At 67.6% G+C, this 17,404-nt stretch carries 19 protein-coding genes; 6 read left to right on the forward strand and 13 right to left on the reverse strand.

What is annotated here, in order from left to right; genetic code table 11:
* Window positions 1–39 precede the first annotated feature (39 nt).
* Complete coding sequence (locus ACX1D1_RS04765; RefSeq protein WP_220490866.1) at window positions 40–1,179, reverse strand: sensor histidine kinase; 1,140 nt, start codon at window positions 1,177–1,179, stop codon at window positions 40–42.
* Window positions 1,176–1,886, reverse strand: a complete 711-nt coding sequence (locus ACX1D1_RS04770) for a response regulator transcription factor (RefSeq protein WP_459056147.1) — start codon at window positions 1,884–1,886, stop codon at window positions 1,176–1,178. The genes ACX1D1_RS04765 and ACX1D1_RS04770 overlap by 4 nt, the downstream gene beginning before the upstream one ends.
* Before the next feature lie 123 nt (window positions 1,887–2,009).
* On the opposite strand from ACX1D1_RS04770, the gene ACX1D1_RS04775 reads away from it, so the two are divergent.
* Genes ACX1D1_RS04775 through ACX1D1_RS04785 form a run of 3 tightly spaced genes read left to right on the forward strand, consistent with a single transcriptional unit; the run spans window position 2,010 to window position 3,897 of the window.
* Window positions 2,010–2,312 carry a glutaredoxin gene (locus ACX1D1_RS04775; protein ID WP_220489127.1) on the forward strand — a complete coding sequence of 101 codons (303 nt, stop codon included), beginning with the start codon at window positions 2,010–2,012 and terminating at the stop codon, window positions 2,310–2,312.
* A complete protein-coding gene (locus ACX1D1_RS04780; RefSeq protein ID WP_459056148.1) occupies window positions 2,312–3,277 on the forward strand; it encodes a cytochrome c biogenesis CcdA family protein in 966 nt (321 codons plus the stop codon). Before ACX1D1_RS04775 ends, ACX1D1_RS04780 begins: the two co-directional genes overlap by 1 nt.
* Window positions 3,274–3,897: a peroxiredoxin family protein gene (locus ACX1D1_RS04785; protein ID WP_459056149.1), complete on the forward strand. Its 624-nt coding sequence runs from the start codon at window positions 3,274–3,276 to the stop codon at window positions 3,895–3,897. The genes ACX1D1_RS04780 and ACX1D1_RS04785 overlap by 4 nt, the downstream gene beginning before the upstream one ends.
* 640 nt (window positions 3,898–4,537) lie before the next feature.
* Here ACX1D1_RS04785 and ACX1D1_RS04790 read toward each other — a convergent pair.
* The 5 genes from ACX1D1_RS04790 to ACX1D1_RS04810 form a co-directional block, all read right to left on the reverse strand.
* Window positions 4,538–5,257 carry a cytochrome c biogenesis CcdA family protein gene (locus ACX1D1_RS04790; RefSeq protein WP_255422079.1) on the reverse strand — a complete coding sequence of 240 codons (720 nt, stop codon included), beginning with the start codon at window positions 5,255–5,257 and terminating at the stop codon, window positions 4,538–4,540.
* Between the two features lie 29 nt (window positions 5,258–5,286).
* Complete coding sequence (locus ACX1D1_RS04795; protein ID WP_073186929.1) at window positions 5,287–5,880, reverse strand: TlpA family protein disulfide reductase; 594 nt, start codon at window positions 5,878–5,880, stop codon at window positions 5,287–5,289.
* A gap of 140 nt (window positions 5,881–6,020) precedes the next feature.
* Window positions 6,021–6,941, reverse strand: a complete 921-nt coding sequence (locus tag ACX1D1_RS04800) for a cation diffusion facilitator family transporter (RefSeq protein ID WP_459056150.1) — start codon at window positions 6,939–6,941, stop codon at window positions 6,021–6,023.
* Window positions 6,938–8,938 (reverse strand): heavy metal translocating P-type ATPase, encoded by a 2,001-nt coding sequence (locus tag ACX1D1_RS04805; RefSeq protein ID WP_459056151.1) that lies wholly within the window; start codon window positions 8,936–8,938, stop codon window positions 6,938–6,940. Before ACX1D1_RS04805 ends, ACX1D1_RS04800 begins: the two co-directional genes overlap by 4 nt.
* Entirely contained in the window at window positions 8,935–9,348 is a 414-nt protein-coding gene (locus ACX1D1_RS04810) for an ArsR/SmtB family transcription factor (protein ID WP_459056152.1), read from the reverse strand. The genes ACX1D1_RS04805 and ACX1D1_RS04810 overlap by 4 nt, the downstream gene beginning before the upstream one ends.
* Window positions 9,349–9,546: 198 nt before the next feature.
* On the opposite strand from ACX1D1_RS04810, the gene ACX1D1_RS04815 reads away from it, so the two are divergent.
* Complete coding sequence (locus ACX1D1_RS04815) at window positions 9,547–10,161, forward strand: CueP family metal-binding protein (RefSeq protein WP_459056153.1); 615 nt, start codon at window positions 9,547–9,549, stop codon at window positions 10,159–10,161.
* 185 nt (window positions 10,162–10,346) lie between these two features.
* Here the strand turns inward: ACX1D1_RS04815 and ACX1D1_RS04820 are convergent, their stop codons facing one another.
* The 6 genes from ACX1D1_RS04820 to ACX1D1_RS04845 all read right to left on the reverse strand — a co-directional run bounded on the left by ACX1D1_RS04820 (window position 10,347) and on the right by ACX1D1_RS04845 (window position 15,215).
* Window positions 10,347–10,562: a hypothetical protein gene (locus tag ACX1D1_RS04820; protein WP_182799177.1), complete on the reverse strand. Its 216-nt coding sequence runs from the start codon at window positions 10,560–10,562 to the stop codon at window positions 10,347–10,349.
* A 425-nt stretch (window positions 10,563–10,987) separates the two neighbouring features.
* Window positions 10,988–12,121 carry a HAMP domain-containing sensor histidine kinase gene (locus tag ACX1D1_RS04825; protein WP_068752803.1) on the reverse strand — a complete coding sequence of 378 codons (1,134 nt, stop codon included), beginning with the start codon at window positions 12,119–12,121 and terminating at the stop codon, window positions 10,988–10,990.
* Window positions 12,118–12,837 carry a response regulator gene (locus ACX1D1_RS04830; protein WP_245787919.1) on the reverse strand — a complete coding sequence of 240 codons (720 nt, stop codon included), beginning with the start codon at window positions 12,835–12,837 and terminating at the stop codon, window positions 12,118–12,120. The genes ACX1D1_RS04825 and ACX1D1_RS04830 overlap by 4 nt, the downstream gene beginning before the upstream one ends.
* A 2-nt stretch (window positions 12,838–12,839) precedes the next feature.
* Window positions 12,840–13,388 carry a hypothetical protein gene (locus tag ACX1D1_RS04835; protein WP_459056154.1) on the reverse strand — a complete coding sequence of 183 codons (549 nt, stop codon included), beginning with the start codon at window positions 13,386–13,388 and terminating at the stop codon, window positions 12,840–12,842.
* Between the two features lie 167 nt (window positions 13,389–13,555).
* Complete coding sequence (locus ACX1D1_RS04840; RefSeq protein WP_068752802.1) at window positions 13,556–13,816, reverse strand: SHOCT domain-containing protein; 261 nt, start codon at window positions 13,814–13,816, stop codon at window positions 13,556–13,558.
* Between the two features lie 220 nt (window positions 13,817–14,036).
* Window positions 14,037–15,215 carry a YVTN family beta-propeller repeat protein gene (locus ACX1D1_RS04845; protein ID WP_459056155.1) on the reverse strand — a complete coding sequence of 393 codons (1,179 nt, stop codon included), beginning with the start codon at window positions 15,213–15,215 and terminating at the stop codon, window positions 14,037–14,039.
* A gap of 775 nt (window positions 15,216–15,990) precedes the next feature.
* On the opposite strand from ACX1D1_RS04845, the gene ACX1D1_RS04850 reads away from it, so the two are divergent.
* A complete protein-coding gene (locus ACX1D1_RS04850; protein ID WP_182799176.1) occupies window positions 15,991–17,076 on the forward strand; it encodes a hypothetical protein in 1,086 nt (361 codons plus the stop codon).
* Window positions 17,018–17,395, forward strand: coding sequence for an arsenite efflux transporter metallochaperone ArsD (gene arsD / locus ACX1D1_RS04855; protein WP_182782071.1), 378 nt, complete (start codon window positions 17,018–17,020; stop codon window positions 17,393–17,395). Before ACX1D1_RS04850 ends, arsD begins: the two co-directional genes overlap by 59 nt.
* The last annotated feature ends 9 nt before the right edge of the window (window positions 17,396–17,404 follow it).

Consider the following 17,404-nt stretch of genomic DNA (forward strand, 5'->3'; position numbering starts at 1 on the left):
GGCTATGAACGATCAGCTCAAGAGCCAACCCGTGTAAGGTCAAGAATCGATCAAGACCCGCTCAGGTGCTGGCGCGGTGGGCAGGTGCAGGGTGAAGATCGAGCCGTGTCCGGGGCCGGGGCTGGCGGCTGTCAGTGAGCCGCCGTGAGCCAGGGCGAGGCTGCGGGCGATGGTCAGCCCGATCCCGGAACCGCCCGCATCGCGGGCCCGTGCCGTGTCAGCGCGGTAGAACCGGTCAAACACCTTCGAGAGCTGCTCCGGGGTCAGGCCATCGCCGGTATCGGTGACCGTGATCACCACCTCGTCCGTGGACTCGCGTGCACTGATGTGCACGATCCCGCCGGTGGGGGTGTGCCGCAGCGCGTTGTCGAGGAGGTTGCCCAGGATCTGACCCACCCGCTGCGGATCGGCTGCGATGAGGCCCGGGTCCGAGTCCGCAGATAGCGTGACTCCCTTGGCCGCGTATCGGGTGGCGACGGAGGCGACGGCGGGCTCGATGAGGTCCCAGACCGGCTGGGTCTGGGTGTCGAGGGTGAATCGGCCTTCCTCGGCGCGGGACACGTCGTCGAGGTCGGCGGCGATCTTCTTGAGCCGGGCGGCCTGGAGGGTGAGCAGCTGTTGGCTGTCGCGGTCCCAGGGAACCACATCATCGATGACGGCCTCCAACTCAGCGGTCAGGGTTGCGAGAGGGGTGCGCAGCTCGTGCGCCACATCGGAGAGAAGCCGCCGTCGGCTCGCTTCGGTGGAGTCCAGCCGGCTGGCCATGTCGTTGAATGCGTCGGCGACGGCGCTGAACTCGGGACTTGTCGCCGTCGCCGGGACGCGGGCGGTGTAGTCGCCGGCCTCCAGCTGGGCGGCGGCTGCGGTCAGTTGTTCGAGGGGGCGGCGCAGCCGTTTGGTCTCCAGCCAGGCCAGGCCGATGGCGAGTGCCAGGGCGACCACCAGGCCGATGCCCAGCGACCTGACGCCGGCGTCGAGGAACGCCTGCTCCACATGTCCCATCTCGGCGGTGCCGTCAGAGTGCCCGAGTTGCTGCAGATGTTCGTGGAACAGGGAGGGGCCGACCACCATGGCGACAAGGGCGGCGGTGATGACGCCGACCGCGACCACCAGCGCCTGGGTGAGGAAGGTGCGGGTGCCCCACCGCATCCGGCCGACGTAGCCTCTGAGCCGCATCATCCTCCTGCTCCCATCCGGTATCCGACGCCGCGGACTGTGAGTATGTAGCGCGGTTCCGCGGGGGGATCGTCGAGCTTCTTGCGCAGGTTCGCCACATGGACATCGACGACGTGATCGTCGCCGACCCAGCCTGGGCCCCACACCTCGTCGATGATCTGGCGACGACTCAACGCCACGTTGGATCGAGCTGACAGTGCGTCGAGGATGTCGAACTCGGTGCGGGTCAGCCCCACCTGCTGGTCGTCGACCCACACGTCGCGGCCCTCCGCGTCCACCCGCAACCGCCCGAACTCCCTCGGGGGGAGGGCCACCTGCGGCCGGCCTGCTGGCCGGCGGGGCCGGCGCAGGACGGTGTTGACGCGGGCGACCAGTTCGCGGGGGCTGAACGGCTTGGTCAGGTAGTCGTCGGCGCCCACCGACAAACCGATCAGCTTGTCGACCTCGTCGGCCCGGGCGGTCAGCATCAGGATGTAGCAGTCGGAGAACAACCGGATCTGGCGGCACACCTCGATCCCGTCAATGCCAGGCAGACCAAGATCAAGAATGATCACGTCGGGATCCAGCTCCTGCGCCGAACGGACCCCGTCCGGGCCGGTGTAGGCCAGGGACGTGTCAAACCCTGCCTTGTTCAGGTAGGACGCGACGATCCCCGCCAGCGGGCGCTCGTCATCGACCACCAACACACTCGACCTGCCGGGCTCAGCCATACAGCCATTATTGCCACACGCCCACCCGCCAACCCGCCTCGATCGACCTCTCCGGGAGTGTTCTTGGCCGAACCTTGACCCCGCCTGAACCGTTCCCTGATCTACAGGGTTGAGGCTGGAAGGGTGAACGAGATCCCGGCACCTGCCTTGGCGGCCGCCCCCACCGATGTGGTGGACGTCACCCTGGTCACCACCCCGGCCTGCCACTTCTGCGACGACGCCCACCAGCGCCTCCACTCCCTGGACCGCGCAGGACTGCTGCGGCTCACGACGGTGGAGGCGGAGTCCCCGCGAGGTCAGGCACTGATCGCCGAGCACCGGCCTGGGAGCTTCCCGCTGACGCTGGTGGCGGGCAGCTATTTCCACGCCGGCCGCATTCCGCGCGGCAAACTCGCTCGGCTCGTCGACCACCTGGGTGCCCGCTGATGGGCGCCGACCTGCTCAGCGCCGGCGGGATCCTGGCGGCATTCCTCGCCGGCGGGGTGGCGCTGTTCGCCCCGTGCTGCATCGTGTTCCTCGCCCCCAGCTACCTGGCCGCGGCCGCGAAGAACCGCCGCTGGAGACTGATCCCGCTGACCTTCGTGTTCGCCGCCGGCCTCGCGCTCGTTCTGGTCCCCATCACGATGGGCGTCAGCCTGATCGCCGGCGCCATCGCCAAGTACCACGTCGTTCTCTACTGGACCGGCGGCCTGTTGATGATCGGACTCGGCCTGCTCGCGTTGTCGGGGGCGATGTGGTCCATGCCGTCGTTCCTCCGCGCCCCCGATACCGCCCGCGGCGACACCGCCACCTTCTTCAGCCTCGGCGTGTTCTCCGGCATCGCCTCCAGCTGCTGCGCACCCGTCCTCGCCGGGGTGATGACCCTGTCCGCGCTGTCCGGCTCACCCGTGGGCGGCCTGGTGCTCGGTCTGGCCTACGTGTTCGGGATGGTGATCCCGCTGTTCGTGATGGCGCTGCTGTGGGACAAACGGCCCGAAAGGATGCGCAGCCTCCGCGCCAAGCCCATCCGGATCAGGCTGGGGCGCTTCACGCTGGCTACCAACACCGTCAACCTGCTGGTCGCCGTCGGGTTCGTGATCATGGGCATCCTGGTGATCGGCCAAGCCGGCGCCACCGAGATGACCGGTGCCGACGCCCCTCTCGTGGGCATGGGCGCCTGGCTCTCCGAGGTCTTCGCCTGGCTGATCGCGATCACCGCCCCCATCCCCGAAACCGTCCTCGGCCTCGCGCTGCTCGCCCTGGTGGCCGTGTTCGTCGTAGCCACCCTCCGCGACCGCCGACACGCCCAACCAGTGGCCTCGGCCCACGAATGCTGCGACACCGAAACCTCACAGACCCCTGCGCCTGAGGAGACCGGCGCACCGACCATCCCCTCCCAGGAGCCCCGATGACCCCCACCACCACACCGGCACCCTCCCGCCGCGAGCAACTCAAAGCCCGCCAACAGGCCGAGACTCAGCGCGACAAGACGCGCCGCACCTGGACCCGGATCATCGGCGCACTGGTCACTGTGATCGTCGTGGCGGTCGTCGGCTACGGACTGTGGACCGCCATCCCCGAGCAGGGCGACACCCAGCGCCTCGCACCCGACTTCACCCTCACCACCACAGCCGGCACCTCAGTGACCCTCAGCGACCAGCGCCCCAACCCGGTGCTGATCTACTTCAACGAAGGCGCCGGGTGCGCCTCCTGCACCATGCAGATGGCCGAGATCGAGAAGAACCCCGGCTTCGCCGAGGCAGGCATCGAGGTGCTGCCCATCGTCATGAACAGCGCCGACCAGATCCTGCCCGACCTGCAGCAGTTCGGCGTCACCACCCCCTATCTCCTCGACGACGGGACCGTGTCGAAGGCGTACGACGTCCTCGACAAGGGCATGCACCCCGGCATGCCCGGCCACGGCTTCGTCCTCATCGACGGCGACGGCGTCCAACGCTGGAATGGCAACTACCCCTCCATGTGGCTCGACCCGAAGGAACTCCTCGACGAGGTCACCACCCGCCTCCAGTGATGCCTTGGGGGTCCACCGGATCAGCCCTGCGGGCGTGGTGCGCTCCAGTTTTCGCGAGCACCACTACGTGAGTTCGCCCGCTGGCTGATCGAGAGGCAGCCGTTGGTGTCCCGATCAGGGCTCTATGCCAGGCCGGCATCAGCCTGGCAGTCCCAGCCCTGTGTGGCGGCGCAAGTGCCTGTAGGTGTCATAGCTGGGTTGACGGGCAAGTCGGTCCCCTTCCTGCCGTCAGGGCTGCGAGTTCCTAGTAGCAGGGCCCAGCGGTCGTCGGACGCGTCAGCGCACTGGTAGCACTTGAGGAACTCTTTCATTTGGGCGATTCCTTTTCCAGCGCTTCGATGAGGTCCGTGCAGACGCGATGTTCACCTCCTCCTGGCGGAGCTACGCGGGGTAAAATCGATCCCTGGGCCGAGGCAGCAAGCTGGAACATCGCTGGATTCGCGGTCTTCGGTGTGGTGGCCTGGTGGCTGGGGCGCCGTCTTCGCATCGCCACGGTCACCCCCTGACCACGGTGAGCACCGTCCTGGCCATGTGGGTTGGGGTATCACCAACCCGTGGCTCCGGAGGTGAGCCGGCGCCCGAAGCATGGGATCGGAGGTGCTGGCCAACGTGATGAGGGTTTCCTTCGGGTGCCCCATGTTCACAGGATGGTCCCGAATGTTGAGGCCCACTGTCGCAGGTAGGCAACGAGGATGGCCCACAGGCCGGTGACCATGGATATCCCAACCACAATGAGCAGCCCACCACCGGCACGCTGCAGGGCGCGTTGGTGGCGCTTGAGCCACTCGAAATGGGGAACGAATGTGGTGAACGAAGCCGCGAAGGCGAGGAAGGGCAGGCCAAGGCCGATTGCGTAGCAGAAGGCCAGCAGCCCGCCACGGGCGGCCGAGCCCTCGTTGAGGGCGAGGGTGAGAACCACAGACAGGGTGGGGCCGATGCAAGGGGTCCAGCCGAGGCCGAAGGCTATCCCGAGTAGGGGGGAGGCGAGGGCTCCGGCGCGGGCGGTTTGCGGGCGTCGCTGCGCGGGCAGGGGGATCCAGCCGAGGAAGCCCAGCCCCATCAGGATGATCAGGATTCCGGCAGTGATCGTGATGATGCGCTCGTAGGTGAGTAGGACGGCTCCGAGGCCACCCAGGAGGGCCCCTGTGAGGACGAAAACGACGGCGAACCCGAGCACGAATCCCAGGGTTCCCAGGAGCAGGAGTCGTCGGTTGCCGGTTCCTTGAGTGATCTCGTGGGCCCCAAGACCAGAGGCAAACGACAGGTAGCCCGGGAGCAGGGGCAAGACGCAGGGCGAGGCGAAAGAGATGACACCGGCGAGCATGGCGACAGGGATCCCCAGGAGCAGTGACGATGACATCGCTTGGCTTACCCAGGACTCGAGAGGGATCATTCCGCCGCCGTGACGTCTTCGATGATGCCGACCAACGTCGAGGCGGTGGTCTCACCGAGTATCCGTGCAGCGACCCGCCCTTCAGAATCGATGACCAAAGTACTGGGGATAGCCTTGGGTGGAAGCTGCCCGAACTCGAGCAGGAGCGCACCGTCGGGGTCGTAGATGTTGGGGTAGGGGATGTCGAAGGCCCGAACGAACGCCTGCGCCGGGGCCGGGTTGAGGTCGCGGGTGTTTATGCCGATGAACTGCACCCCCGGCAGTTGGGCGGCCGCTTCGACGAGGGCGGGTGCTTCAGACCGGCAGGGGGCGCACCATGATCCCCAAACGTTGAGCACCAGGAGTTGGCCCGGGAAGTCTGCAGTGGTCAGCGGTGCACCGTCCAAGGTTTCCCCGGCCAGCTCTGGGGCCGATCGCCGCTGCTCGGCAGGGACAATGGTCACTGAACCGTCACCTCCTTGAAAACCTGCTGAGTCAAACACTCCCGCCTGGCCCGATCCACTTGAGCAACCGGTCAGGATCATCACGGTGAGGACCAAGGCGAGGTGACTCACCCACCGGGCTGAGGGGTGGCGCCCTGACTGTCTCATGTCTGACCTTCCTTGATTCTCGGCGGTGGATGGGCGCCCTCGGGGAGGTGTGCGATGCCCGATCCTACGTCCTTCCGCCGTGTTCACGGCGTCGACTGCCAGCCTTCGTCGGGGCCAACCGGATTCCCATGAGCGTTGTTTCAGTGGTGTGAGTGGCGTTCCAGTGCGCTATGGGAGGGGGCTTCGATCTGGAAGGTGGAGTGTTCGACGCTGACGTCGAAGTGTTCGGCGACGCAGGTTTGGAGGTCCCGAAGCTTCTGGGAGACGTGCCCCTGCGTGAAGCAGGATTCGTCGACGACGACATGGGCGGTGAGGACCGGTAGCCCGGTGGCGATGGTGGAGGCGTGCAGGTCGTGCACCCCGATCACGTGCGGGACCTGAAGGATGTGCCGGCGGACGTCGTCGAGCTTCAGGCCTCTGGGGGTGGATTCGAGCAGGATCCCCCCGGCTTCCTTGAGGATCGTGATCGCGCGGGGGACGATCAGGGCGGCGATCAGCATCCCGGCGATGGCGTCGATCCGGGTCCATCCGGTGAGCGAGATGACGATCGCGCTGATAATGACCGCCACGGATCCGAGGGCGTCGTTGACCACTTCGAGGAACGCGGCACGCATGTTGAGGTTCGCGGCGCGGCCCGCGCCCAGGATGAGCATGGCGACGATGTTGCCGACGAGTCCGACGATCCCGAACACCAGCAACCCGCCAGCGGTGACCTCTGCTGGGTCGAAGAGCCGACGGACGCCTTCGATGAATGCGTAGATCCCGACGGCGAGGAGGATCGCGGACTGGGCGCCGGCAGCAAGCACCTCCGCGCGACGGTATCCCCAGGTCCGCTCCGGTGTGGGCGGCCGCAGGGTCAGGGAGGCGGCGATCAGTGCCATCAGCAGGCCGGAGGCATCGGTGAGCATATGCCCGGCGTCGACGAGGAGGGCGAGGCTGTTGGTCCACCATGCGCCGATGACCTCGGCGATCAGGATGGTGGCGGTGATCCCGAACGCGATCGCCAGCCTGGTCCGGTTGGTCCCCGGATTCGCGTGGGCGTGGTCGTGGGTGTCGCTCATGCTGGGACCATCGCGGGTTCTGACCGACGGATAGGTGCGGTGATCGGGGACAGGGCGGTGCTGCGTCCTGCCCGGATGCCGTTGCCGATCACGAATACCTCCGCGACTTCGTGGACGAGGACGACGGCTGCCAACCCGAGTACTCCGAAGAGCCCGACTGGGATGAGGATCGTGATGAGTGCGATCGAGAGGATCACGTTCTGGAGCATGATGCGACGGGTACGTCGGGCGTGGTCCAGCGCGTGGGGGAGCAGCCGTAGGTCGTCGCCCATCAGCGCCACGTCGGCGGTCTCGATGGCCACGTCGGTGCCCATCGCCCCCATCGCGATGCCGAGGTCGGCGGTGGCGAGCGCGGGGGCGTCGTTGACGCCGTCGCCGACCATCGCTGTCGAGTGGCCTTCCCGGCGGAGCCGCTCGATGATCGCGGACTTGTCCTCGGGGCGCAGGTCGGCGTACACCTCGCTGATCCCGGCCTCCCGTGCGATGGCGCGCGCGGTTGCGCCGTTGTCGCCGGTGAGCATGACGATGGTGTAGCCGTCCGCGCGGAGTTGCGCGATGACTTCGGGGGCTTCTGGGCGTAGTTCGTCGCGGACGGCGATCGCTCCTACGGGGATGCCGTCGACTTCCACGATGACTGCGGTGGCGCCGGCGTCCTGCATGCGGGTCACGTGCGCGGTCAGTGGGCCGGGGTCGATCCAACCGGGGCGTCCCAGCCGGAGGCTGCGCCCGTCCATGCGGCCGGTGAGCCCGGATCCGACCTCGGCGGTCACCTCATCGGCTGCGCGCACGTCGTCGGCGGCTGCCAGGATTGCGCGGGCGAGCGGGTGTTCGCTTCGCGCCTCGAGCGCGGCGGCCAGGCCGAGTACTTCGGCTGGGCAGTAGCCGTCGGCGGGTGCGACGTCGGCGACGGCCGGCTGGTTGCGGGTCAGGGTGCCGGTCTTGTCCAGGGCGATGGTGCGGACCTTGCCGAGGCTCTCCAGTGCGGCGCCCCCCTTGATCAGGATCCCGCGACGGCTGGCCGCGCCGATGGACGCCACCGCGGTCACGGGAACGGAGATCGCCAGCGCACACGGGGAGGCGGCCACCACCATCACCAGGGCCCGCTGCAGCCACACCGCCGGTTCCCCGAGCAGGAAGCCCGCCATGACGGTCAGGGTGGCGGCGATCAGGATGCCCGGCACCAGGGGCGTGGCGATCCGGTCGGCCAGCCGCTGCGTGGCGCCCTTCCGGGACTGCTCGGCCTCCACGATGTGCACGATCCGGGCAAGAGAGTTGTCCCTGGCCGCGGCCGTGACCTCGACCTCGAGGACGCCGGAGCCGTTGACGGAACCGGCGAACACGGGGTCCCCTGGGCCCACCTCGACGGGCATCGATTCGCCGGTGATGGCGGAGGTGTCCACCGCCGTCCTGCCGGCCCGGATGTCACCGTCGGTGGCCACCCGCTCGCCCGGCTTCACGATCATCAGATCCCCGACCACCAGATCGTCGGGGCTCAGCACCACATCCCGACCGTTGCGCCTGATCGTCGCCTCACGCGGAACCAGACCCAGCAGCGCCCGCAACCCGCGTCTGGTCTTGGCCAGCGAGTAGTCCTCCAAACCTTCGGCCAGGGAGAACAGGAAGGCCAGCATCGCCGCCTCCTCGATCTGGCCCAGAGCAGTTGCGCCGACTGCGCCGATGGTCATCAGGAGCCCGACCCCGACCTTGCCGCGCGCCAGCCTCTTCAACGCTCCGGGCACGAACGTCGACGCCCCCACCAGAAGCGCCGCGACGCTCAACACCAGCTCGGCAACCTCCCAGCCCAGCAGTCCGGAGACGAAGCCGGCCAGCAGCAGCACCCCAGAGGCCAGCCCGAACTGGATGTCGCGGACCTGCCACAGATGCTCCACCGCGTCGTCATCATCACTGCTGGCGCCTGCGGGTGCCTCGCACCCGCAGGCGCTCTCGCTGTTTGCGGTGTTCCCGTGTTCGCGTCCGCTGATCGCTGGCCTGTTCATCGCTGGGCCTCCGCCCCGTGGGCCTTCAACAGATCGGGGGAGGGGTTCGTGGTGGTGCCGACCCCATAGTTCGGACACAGCGCCACCGCCTGCCCCGTCGACTCCAGCAGACGCTCAGCGGCCGCCAACACAGCCAACAACTCCGAGGCCCCCACCAACGAGAACACCGACGCCCGCCCCTCCGGCCGCGACGACACGAGACCGCACTCGCGCAGACACGCAAGGTGGGCGCTCACCGTCGACTGCGCCAACCCCAAGTGCTCGGTCAGATCCCGCACCCGATGCTCCCCCAACGTCAGGTGCTGCAGGATCGCCAACCGAGACGGGTCCGACAGCCCATGGAAGAAGGCCGCAGCCACCGATAGCCCCCCGACCGAAGCATCATCCACAGAAGTCGTTATCATCGTCATGTGCCGATGCTAGCAGTGAGTCCGCGCTGGCTCTACCGTGGCAGGTGAGGATGACCAACATGACGATGGCCCACACCCTTGCACACCACGAGGCACGGCGAAATGTCTTGACCCGATCTTGACCATGTGGACCAGTGATGCGCAGTGGGCTTAGGGCAGGCTGGACGGACGACCTGTACACACCCACGGGAGACACCCATGCACCGCCTTCTTCTGACCATTCGCATCGCTGTGCCGCTGGCTGCCGTCGTGGCGCTATCTGCGTGTTCAACCCCCCAAGTGGCTCAGGCCCCGAGCCCGGCCGCGTCGGATGCGGGGACGACTGTCGCGGCGGGGGACGCGGCGGCGCTCCTCTCCGCCCAGGGGCTGGACGGGAAGAGCGGCCGCGAGGCGGTGGAGGCGCTGGATCAGCTCGACGCCCAGCGCCCGCTGCCGCTGGCCGCGTCGGTGCGCTACGACGAGGTACTGCTCAGCGACGGCACCATCGAGGCCTCGATGCCCCTCGACGGTGATGAGTTCTACCTGTCGATCGCGCCGTACGAGACCACCACTCATGAGTGCTACTTCCACAACCTCGGCACCTGCCGAGGGGAATTGGCTGAGGCGGACGTGAAGGTGACGATCACCACCGATTCAGGTGAGGTGCTCGTCGACGAGGACGCGACCACCTACGCCAACGGCTTCGTCGGTTTCTGGATCCCCAAGGACGTGGCGGGCACGGTCGTCGTCATCAAGGACGGCAAGCGCGCCGAAAGCCGCTTCTCCTCCGACGCTGAGGGCCCCACCTGCCTGACCACGTTGCAGCTTCTATAGTCCTGGGGGTGAGCCCGCCGTGGACGCGCCTGGGGCCATCCCTGACCGTTGGTGAGGTGGTGACAGTGAGGGTTGGTTTCATCGCTCGTCGCGTCACTGATGCGGCGTTGCGCGCCTCGAGTCAGCGGGATCCCCGCCCGGGCTGGGTGCCTGGCGGGGATCGCGTGACGAGCCGACCGATCTGGTCAGGAGGAGTGGTGAGCCTCCATGCCGGAGAATCCCTGATGCATGCCGGGGTTGCGCGTGCCGTCGAAGCCCATGTCTGGCTGGGCCATCATGCGGACGTGGCTGGCGAACTCGCGTCCGGTGGTGGGCTCGGCCGCTCCGGCGGTGGCGGCGGTCATCGCGACCACCGCCGCGGCGGCGGTAACGAGGGCAGCGATCTTGCGCGTGGTGATCATGTGGTCTCCTTCATGTCGGTGCCGGTCGATCCGGCCGATAAGACCACTGTCCCGCGACAATGTATAGATCCGTTCAACTATCCCCTCCGCTTTTGATCAAGAAGTCTGAGGGCCTGGGTCCCACGATTCAGAGTGGGGCTTGGGCAGGCGATCGGCGGCGACATCCTGGTGCTTGGCTCAACGCTCGTCGGTGTCTTGTTGCATCTGGGTGAGGAAGTGCTCGCCGCGTGCGGGGTAGGTGCGTGGACTCGGGTGAGCCTACTCTTCGCCAGGGCCAACTCCCGGACGGGCCTGGCCTGAGCTTTCTGGTCGTAGCCACCTGTATCCCAAGCCAGAAGCAGGCGCCTCCTGTCCCTACACCATGCTGAGCCACTCCACGGGTGGATCAAGGCTCAGGGAGTTGGTGTTGCTAGTTCCGCCTGCCTTCAGTGGCGGGTTCGCCGGGAACCGCTGGCAGGGAGGGTGATCGTGAATCGGGCGCCGGTGCCGGGGCCGGCACTGTCCGCGGTGAGGGTCCCGTGGTGGGCCTCGACGATGGCGCGGGCGATGGTCAGCCCAAGGCCGGAGCCAGGGCTGTCCGCAGCCTTCGCGAAGCGGCGAAAGATCTGCCCCGCTTCGGCCGGGGTGAGGCCGATGCCGGTGTCGGTCACTGTGATGACCGCCGCGTCCCCGGACGGGCTGGGCCGACCGGCCATGGTGACGGTGCCGCCGGCCGGGGTGCAGCGGAGCGCGTTGTCGAGCAGGCTGCCGAGGACTTCCTGGATTCGTTCGGGGTCGACCAGCACGCGAGGAGTGCTGTCAGCGACGGAGGCGTCAAGCCGGACGCCGGCGGACCGGTAGCACTCCGAATGCGCCCCAACGGCCGCGTCGATCAAGCTGGGGACAGGAACGGGTTCGGCGCTGAGGAGCAGTTGACGTTCCTCGGCGCGGGAGACGACCTCGAGGTCGGCGACGAGGCGGCGGAGCCGGGTGCTCTGGGCGGCGAGGGTGTCCCAGGTTTGGTGGTCGGCGGGCAGCACGTCGTCGCGGACGGCCTCGATGGTGGCTTCGATGGAGGCGATGGGCGTGCGGAGCTGGTGGGCCAGGTCGGCGGTGAGTGCGCGGCGGGTGTCCTCGGTGGCCTGGAGTCGCTCGGCCAGCTCGTTAACCGACGCGGCCAGGGTGGCGAACTCGGGGCCCATACCGGGATCGAGCACGCGGGCGTCCAGGTCTCCGTCCGCCAGTCGACGGCTGGTGTCAGCCGCGTCCCACACAGGAGCGGCGAGCCGGCGGGCCACCACCCAGCTGATTGTTGCGGCCGTGAACGCCGCGGCAGCGATGCCGATCCCCACGGCCACGAGGACGGCGTCCTGAACCGCCATGAGAATGTGTTGGAGGGCGTCTGAGTCGGTCGCGACGCCCGCCCTGTCCAGGTGGAGCTGGAACACCGACGGGGTGACCAGGAGCACCACTACGAGCACTGTGCCGGCGCCGGCCAGGATGACGAGCACGTTGTTGAGGAGGAGTCGGGGGGCCAGGGCGAGTCGTGCCAGTCGCGGCTCCTTTCGGTGGGCGGTCATCCCGGGCCCATCCGATAGCCGACCCCACGGACGGTGAGCACGTAGCGGGCGTCGCGGGGGTCGTCACCGAGCTTGCGACGCAGGTGGCCGACGTGGATGTCGACAAGGTGCTCGTCGCTCGCGGCCGAGCCCGTCGTGTCCTTCCAGACGCGGTCGAGCAACTGTTGGCGGGTGAACACGATGCGGGGACTCCCGCTCAACGCCTCCAGCAGGTCGTACTCGGTGCGCGTCAACGCCACCAGTGAGCCGGCAACCCGCACTTCGCGCGCCGGAACGTCCACCGTCAGGTCCCCGAAGACGCGTGCCTCCGGGGCTTCCTGTGCCGTGGCGCCGGCTGGGGTCCGCGGTCGCCGTAGCAGCGTCCTGACCCGCGCGACCAGTGCTCGGGCGGAGAAGGGTTTGGTGACGTAGTCGTCGGCTCCCACCGCGAGCCCGATGAGCATGTCCACCTCGTCGGCGCGCGCGGTCAACATCAGGACGTAGCAGCTGCTGAACGTCCGCAGCTGCCGGCACACCTCGACGCCGTCCATGCCGGGCAGCCCCAGGTCGAGCACAACCACGTCAGGCTCTGATTCCCGCGCGAGTGCGAGCGCCGTCTCGCCGTCGCCGGCGGTGCGCACGGTGAACCCATCCGTGGTCAGGTAGCCCTCCACCACCCTGACCAGGCTGGGTTCGTCGTCGACCACCAGGACGCTCGGCTGCTTGTCAGAACCCACGCTCAAGCGTCCTCCTCAGCGACGAACTCGCCGTGCCACGTGTGGTACCAGACCGCCCCGGTGGTGGCGTTGACCGACAGCATGCCCACTGTTGTACCGCCCGAGGCGGTGTCGAGGGTGTAGTACCCCGGATACTCCATGGCCATCCCTGCCGCCGTCTCACCGGCGGCATTGGTCTGCAGCCAGCCGTCGGCGATCGCAACGGCCTCATCAGCGGACATGGCCGCGGTCCGGCTGCCGGTGTTCCACATCATGGCCGGCCCGTACTCGGTGGACACCGCACCGGTGGCCGGGTCCACGAGCACCTCGGTGGTGGCCTCACCGGAGGCGTCCCTCAACTCGACGTAGAAGTTGGTGGTGAACTGCATCACCTCGCCCGGTATGAGCCCACTGACCGCCGCAGCCTGCGTCGCGCGAGCCCTTGCCTGGGTGATGGTGTCGACCCGGACGCCGTCGCCGGCCAGCCACACCCCGCCGCCCATCATGGAGCCGCCCCCGGCGCCCATCATTCCGCCCGACGGTCCGACCCACCCGCGACCGTTGGCTCCCATCATCGGACCATGCCCGTCCCAGTTCGGCGCGACACCGGCAGCGCCAGGGTAAGGGCGAGCACCTCCCCAAGCGGCCAAGACCACCGAGCCTACGAACAGCACGCTCGCGACCACCAACACCAGCCACGCCAGCCAGCGTGGGCCGGCCTGAGTCAGGCCCCGCCCAGTCATCGGCGTTCACCCCGAGCCGAGGCCAGCGCAGCCCGCTGCACCTGATACGTCTCGACGTCAATCTCGCCGCGGGCGAACCGACGATCCAGGATCTCCTCCGGCGTCTCCGGCCCGGGCTGCATGCCGCCACCGTAGGGGCGCGTCGGCAAGAGCCTGGTCACCGCCCACACCACCAGACCAATCAGCACCGCCCACAGCAGCACCATGCCGACCATGCCGCCCCACCCCATACCGCCAAAACCGCCGTAACCCATCATGTCTATCCTCCTGGACCGAGTGGGTGGTCCCGTGACCACCCGATGCAACAAGCTTGACCGTCACGTGTAAGGATCCTCGCGCCTGCGGAGTAAAGATTCCCTCTACATCCATCCATGCATCGGTTCCACCCCCAATGTCGGATGTGGAACTGCGGGCCGAGAAGCGGCTGCCATTTCGAGGACCGCCCCGTCGATCAGGATGGAGGGTCGCCCAGCCGGGTCAGTGCTCCGCGTGGCCGCCCTCGGCTCCGGTGGCGTAGTCGGGGACGGTGACGCTGGTAGTGGCGGGTCCGGGCGTAGGCGGTTGCGGGCTGTAGCTGATGCCGTTTGGCTTGTCGCCCACAGACACAGTCGAGACGGTCTGGTTGGTCGACAGGTCGATCACGGAGACGGTGTCGTCATAGAGGTTGGTCACCCAGGCCCGCTGCCCGGTCGGTTCGATAACCACCCCGTGCGGGCCAGCCCCCGCGGCGATGGTGTCCTCGATGGTCATGGAGGCCGAGTCGATCACGGACACGGTACTGCCAGGGGCGCCCTCGGTTCCCTGGTCGGCCGACAGCAAGCGGGTCCCGTCCGCGGTCAGGTACAGCTGGACCGGCGGCGACGGAACCGACACCGATCCCGTGACCTTCTGCTCCACCAGGTCGACCTTCACCACAGAACTGGACCCGACCAGGCTCACGTAGGCGTACCGCCCGTCCGGTGCGACAGCGACCTGCGGAGGGGAGTCCCCGACCGGGATCGTCGCGGTGACTTCATAGGTGTCAGTGTCGACCACGTCGACAGTGCCCGCTGTGGTGTTGGCCACGACCACCGCCGCACCGTCCGGGGTGGGACGCAGGCCGTGCGGCCCGGCACTGAGGTCAACGGTGGCCCGGAGCTCCAGCGACTCGGCGTCGTAGACGCTCAGCGTGTCATCCCCCGAGTTCGTGACAAGGACCTGCTCACCATCAGGACTAACGACCACATGCGCAGGGCTCACACCGGTCGGAGCGGTCCCCAACAGCTCATACGTCGCGGCATCCAGCGCCACCACAGCGTTGGCGTGACCACTCACAGCCCAGACCGTGCCCCCATCAGGGCTCACCTGAACATTGTGAGGACTCTCGATCCCGCTCACCGTGGTCACCACGACACCGGTGTCCGCGTCGATGGCCGACAAGGAATCACCGTCCTCGTTGGCAACCCACACCGTGCCCCGGATCGCCATCGGCTCCTGAGGTCCGGTGCCTCCCTCACCGGCAGCGCCCTCGTCGCTCTGCGTAGCGGCGGCACTGCTCAACGGCGCAGCCGAACCGGCAGCCGGTGCATCCTGCCCACAGGCAGTCAGCGTCAAGGCGGCCATCACAAAGACGGTGAGGAACAAGGGGCGGCGCAGACCGCCGTGGGAAACGAGCACGTGATTTCTCCTAATAACATGTAGAAATGTAGGACCACTATGACGCCTCGTTCGTCTGCCTTCGATGCTCATCCGGTCAAGGTTCCGTCAAGGACACATCGCCTACCCGGGGAAGTCGGGGAAGTCCCGCGAAGCATTGGTTCTCGCGCTGGGCGGTGGCAAGCCGCTCCACCTCTGACGCCGCAGATCGACCCGCGTATTACATCGGATCACCCAGAGAATCCGGTGAGCGTCGGCTGCCGACGGCGACAGCAGCTCGTCTCCTGCGACGACGTGCCGCTGCCGCCGCGCGAGTGGAGTCACGACCGCTGCGGCCTGAGTTCCGCGCGTGGTGTGAACCTGCCGACCTCTGAAACCACGATCTGCAGCTGATGGCCCAGTGTGGCCACGCAGGTCGCTGGACCCCAGGACGGTCACAGTCACACCCAGGCCGGTTGGCGCGTCGGGGTTCGCGCCCCACTCCCTGCGGGCGGCATTCGTCACGTAGGCCGGGAAACGTGACGCCACCTCACCGCAAGATCGCCGCCAGACCCGCCTGGGTTCCATCGGCATCAACACCCGAGGACGCCTGGGAGGAACACACCGCCACCCAACTCCCTGATGTGCAAGGTCGTGCCCTGCGGTGCTCAAGCCGTCGAATGTCAACCCGGGTCGGGCTCCGAGGCTCGGCCACGGACACTCGCCGACCTCACTCTCATGCTTGATATGTGGGTGATCTTCTGATTGACCGGCGCCTCTGTGGTGGGGGTGTCAGGATCGGGTGGAGGTGCCCTCAATGTCGCTGTTGCCGTGTTTGCTCCCTGCTGCTGATCGGGTGACGGGGGCGCCGCCGGGCAGCTTCGGTGACCCGTTGCTGGATGCCTATCTGGAGTTCCTGGTGGCTCGGGTGCGCCCGAACTCTGTGCTTGCTGCCTGGTATGACCTGAAGGTCTTCTTCGGCGTCGTGGGGAAGCCGGTGGTTGCGGTGACCCCGGCGGACGTGTTCGGGAGAGGAGAGTTGCTGGCCGATCCGATCCCCGACGCCGTCGCCGCCTTACTCGCCGCCGCCGGCGGCACCATCAGTATGGCGACCATCGCACCGGAACTCCCGGGCGCCATGGATGCGATTCAGGTGTTGCTCGCCAACGGTTGCCTTCCGGCCATCGGTCATACCGCCGCCAGCTACAACATCACCAAGGCCGCCATCGAGGTGGGCGCTACAGGGGTCACCCACATCTTCAGCGCGATGTCACCGCTGGGCCACCGCGACCCTGGGCCGATCCTGGCGTTCCTGGACGACTCGCGGACCACGGTCGAGTTGATCTTCGATGGCATCCACGTGAGTCCCGCACTGGCGGCCTACCCGATGCGCCTGCTGCCGAACCGGGTCGTCCTGATCACCGATGCCATGGCGGCCGCCGGGGCCCCGGACGGCGATTACCAGCTGGGCGCTCTGCCGGTCGAGGTCAGCGATCGGGTGGCTCGACTGACCGGACTCGACACCATCGCCGGCAGCACCCTCACCCTCGACAGGGCGGTACGCAACGCCGTCGCCTACGGAATCCCGCTTGCCCAAGCGGTCCGCAGCGCCACCATCCTTCCCGCCGAGTACCCTCAACCTCCACAACGTCGGAAGAGTCGCAGCAGGAGCCAGAGCCGACCTGGTCGCCCTCGACGACGACGCGAACGTCACCAGGGTCATGTACGGCGGAACCTGGCAGTAGCCGCCCACCGGCATGGCACCCCCGCCAGATTGACTTCCATCGATTCGACTAGGCTAGAGTTCACATCGACGGTCTTCGATGTGTCTTCGAGAGGAAATCATGGTCAATATCCGAGTTTTCGAGCCAGCGTTGTGCTGCAACACCGGGGTGTGTGGTGAGGACGTGGACCAGGCGTTGGTGAACTTCTCCGCCGACCTGGACTACGTGAAGCAACAGGGCGTCGACATCACCCGGCACAACCTGGCCAACGACCCGACGGCGTTCGTGGAGAGCCCAGCGGTGATGAGCTTCCTTCAGGCGGCCGGATCGGAGGGGCTTCCCCTGGTCCTGGTTGACGACGTGACCGTGCTGACCGGCAGTTACCCCACGCGTGAGATGCTCGCCCGCTACGCGGGCCTTGGCACACCCACTCTTCGTCCGCGTTTCAGCTTGGCCACCGTGGGTGGCGGCTCCTGCTGCGGCGGCGGCGGTTGCTGAGGCTGTGGA

The organism is Tessaracoccus luoxuelianae (assembly GCF_054483915.1).

What these genes read in the sequence shown, in the direction of transcription:
- ACX1D1_RS04765 (WP_220490866.1), bottom strand. Translation starts at nt 1,179, where the DNA reads ATGATGCGGCTCAGAGGCTACGTCGGCCGGATGCGGTGGGGCACCCGC.
- ACX1D1_RS04770 (WP_459056147.1), bottom strand. Translation starts at nt 1,886, where the DNA reads ATGGCTGAGCCCGGCAGGTCGAGTGTGTTGGTGGTCGATGACGAGCGC.
- ACX1D1_RS04780 (WP_459056148.1), top strand. Translation starts at nt 2,312, where the DNA reads ATGGGCGCCGACCTGCTCAGCGCCGGCGGGATCCTGGCGGCATTCCTC.
- ACX1D1_RS04785 (WP_459056149.1), top strand. Translation starts at nt 3,274, where the DNA reads ATGACCCCCACCACCACACCGGCACCCTCCCGCCGCGAGCAACTCAAA.
- ACX1D1_RS04790 (WP_255422079.1), bottom strand. Translation starts at nt 5,257, where the DNA reads ATGTCATCGTCACTGCTCCTGGGGATCCCTGTCGCCATGCTCGCCGGT.
- ACX1D1_RS04795 (WP_073186929.1), bottom strand. Translation starts at nt 5,880, where the DNA reads ATGAGACAGTCAGGGCGCCACCCCTCAGCCCGGTGGGTGAGTCACCTC.
- ACX1D1_RS04800 (WP_459056150.1), bottom strand. Translation starts at nt 6,941, where the DNA reads ATGAGCGACACCCACGACCACGCCCACGCGAATCCGGGGACCAACCGG.
- ACX1D1_RS04805 (WP_459056151.1), bottom strand. Translation starts at nt 8,938, where the DNA reads ATGAACAGGCCAGCGATCAGCGGACGCGAACACGGGAACACCGCAAAC.
- ACX1D1_RS04810 (WP_459056152.1), bottom strand. Translation starts at nt 9,348, where the DNA reads ATGACGATGATAACGACTTCTGTGGATGATGCTTCGGTCGGGGGGCTA.
- ACX1D1_RS04815 (WP_459056153.1), top strand. Translation starts at nt 9,547, where the DNA reads ATGCACCGCCTTCTTCTGACCATTCGCATCGCTGTGCCGCTGGCTGCC.
- ACX1D1_RS04820 (WP_182799177.1), bottom strand. Translation starts at nt 10,562, where the DNA reads ATGATCACCACGCGCAAGATCGCTGCCCTCGTTACCGCCGCCGCGGCG.
- ACX1D1_RS04825 (WP_068752803.1), bottom strand. Translation starts at nt 12,121, where the DNA reads ATGACCGCCCACCGAAAGGAGCCGCGACTGGCACGACTCGCCCTGGCC.
- ACX1D1_RS04835 (WP_459056154.1), bottom strand. Translation starts at nt 13,388, where the DNA reads ATGGGAGCCAACGGTCGCGGGTGGGTCGGACCGTCGGGCGGAATGATG.
- ACX1D1_RS04840 (WP_068752802.1), bottom strand. Translation starts at nt 13,816, where the DNA reads ATGATGGGTTACGGCGGTTTTGGCGGTATGGGGTGGGGCGGCATGGTC.
- ACX1D1_RS04850 (WP_182799176.1), top strand. Translation starts at nt 15,991, where the DNA reads ATGTCGCTGTTGCCGTGTTTGCTCCCTGCTGCTGATCGGGTGACGGGG.
- arsD (WP_182782071.1), top strand. Translation starts at nt 17,018, where the DNA reads ATGGTCAATATCCGAGTTTTCGAGCCAGCGTTGTGCTGCAACACCGGG.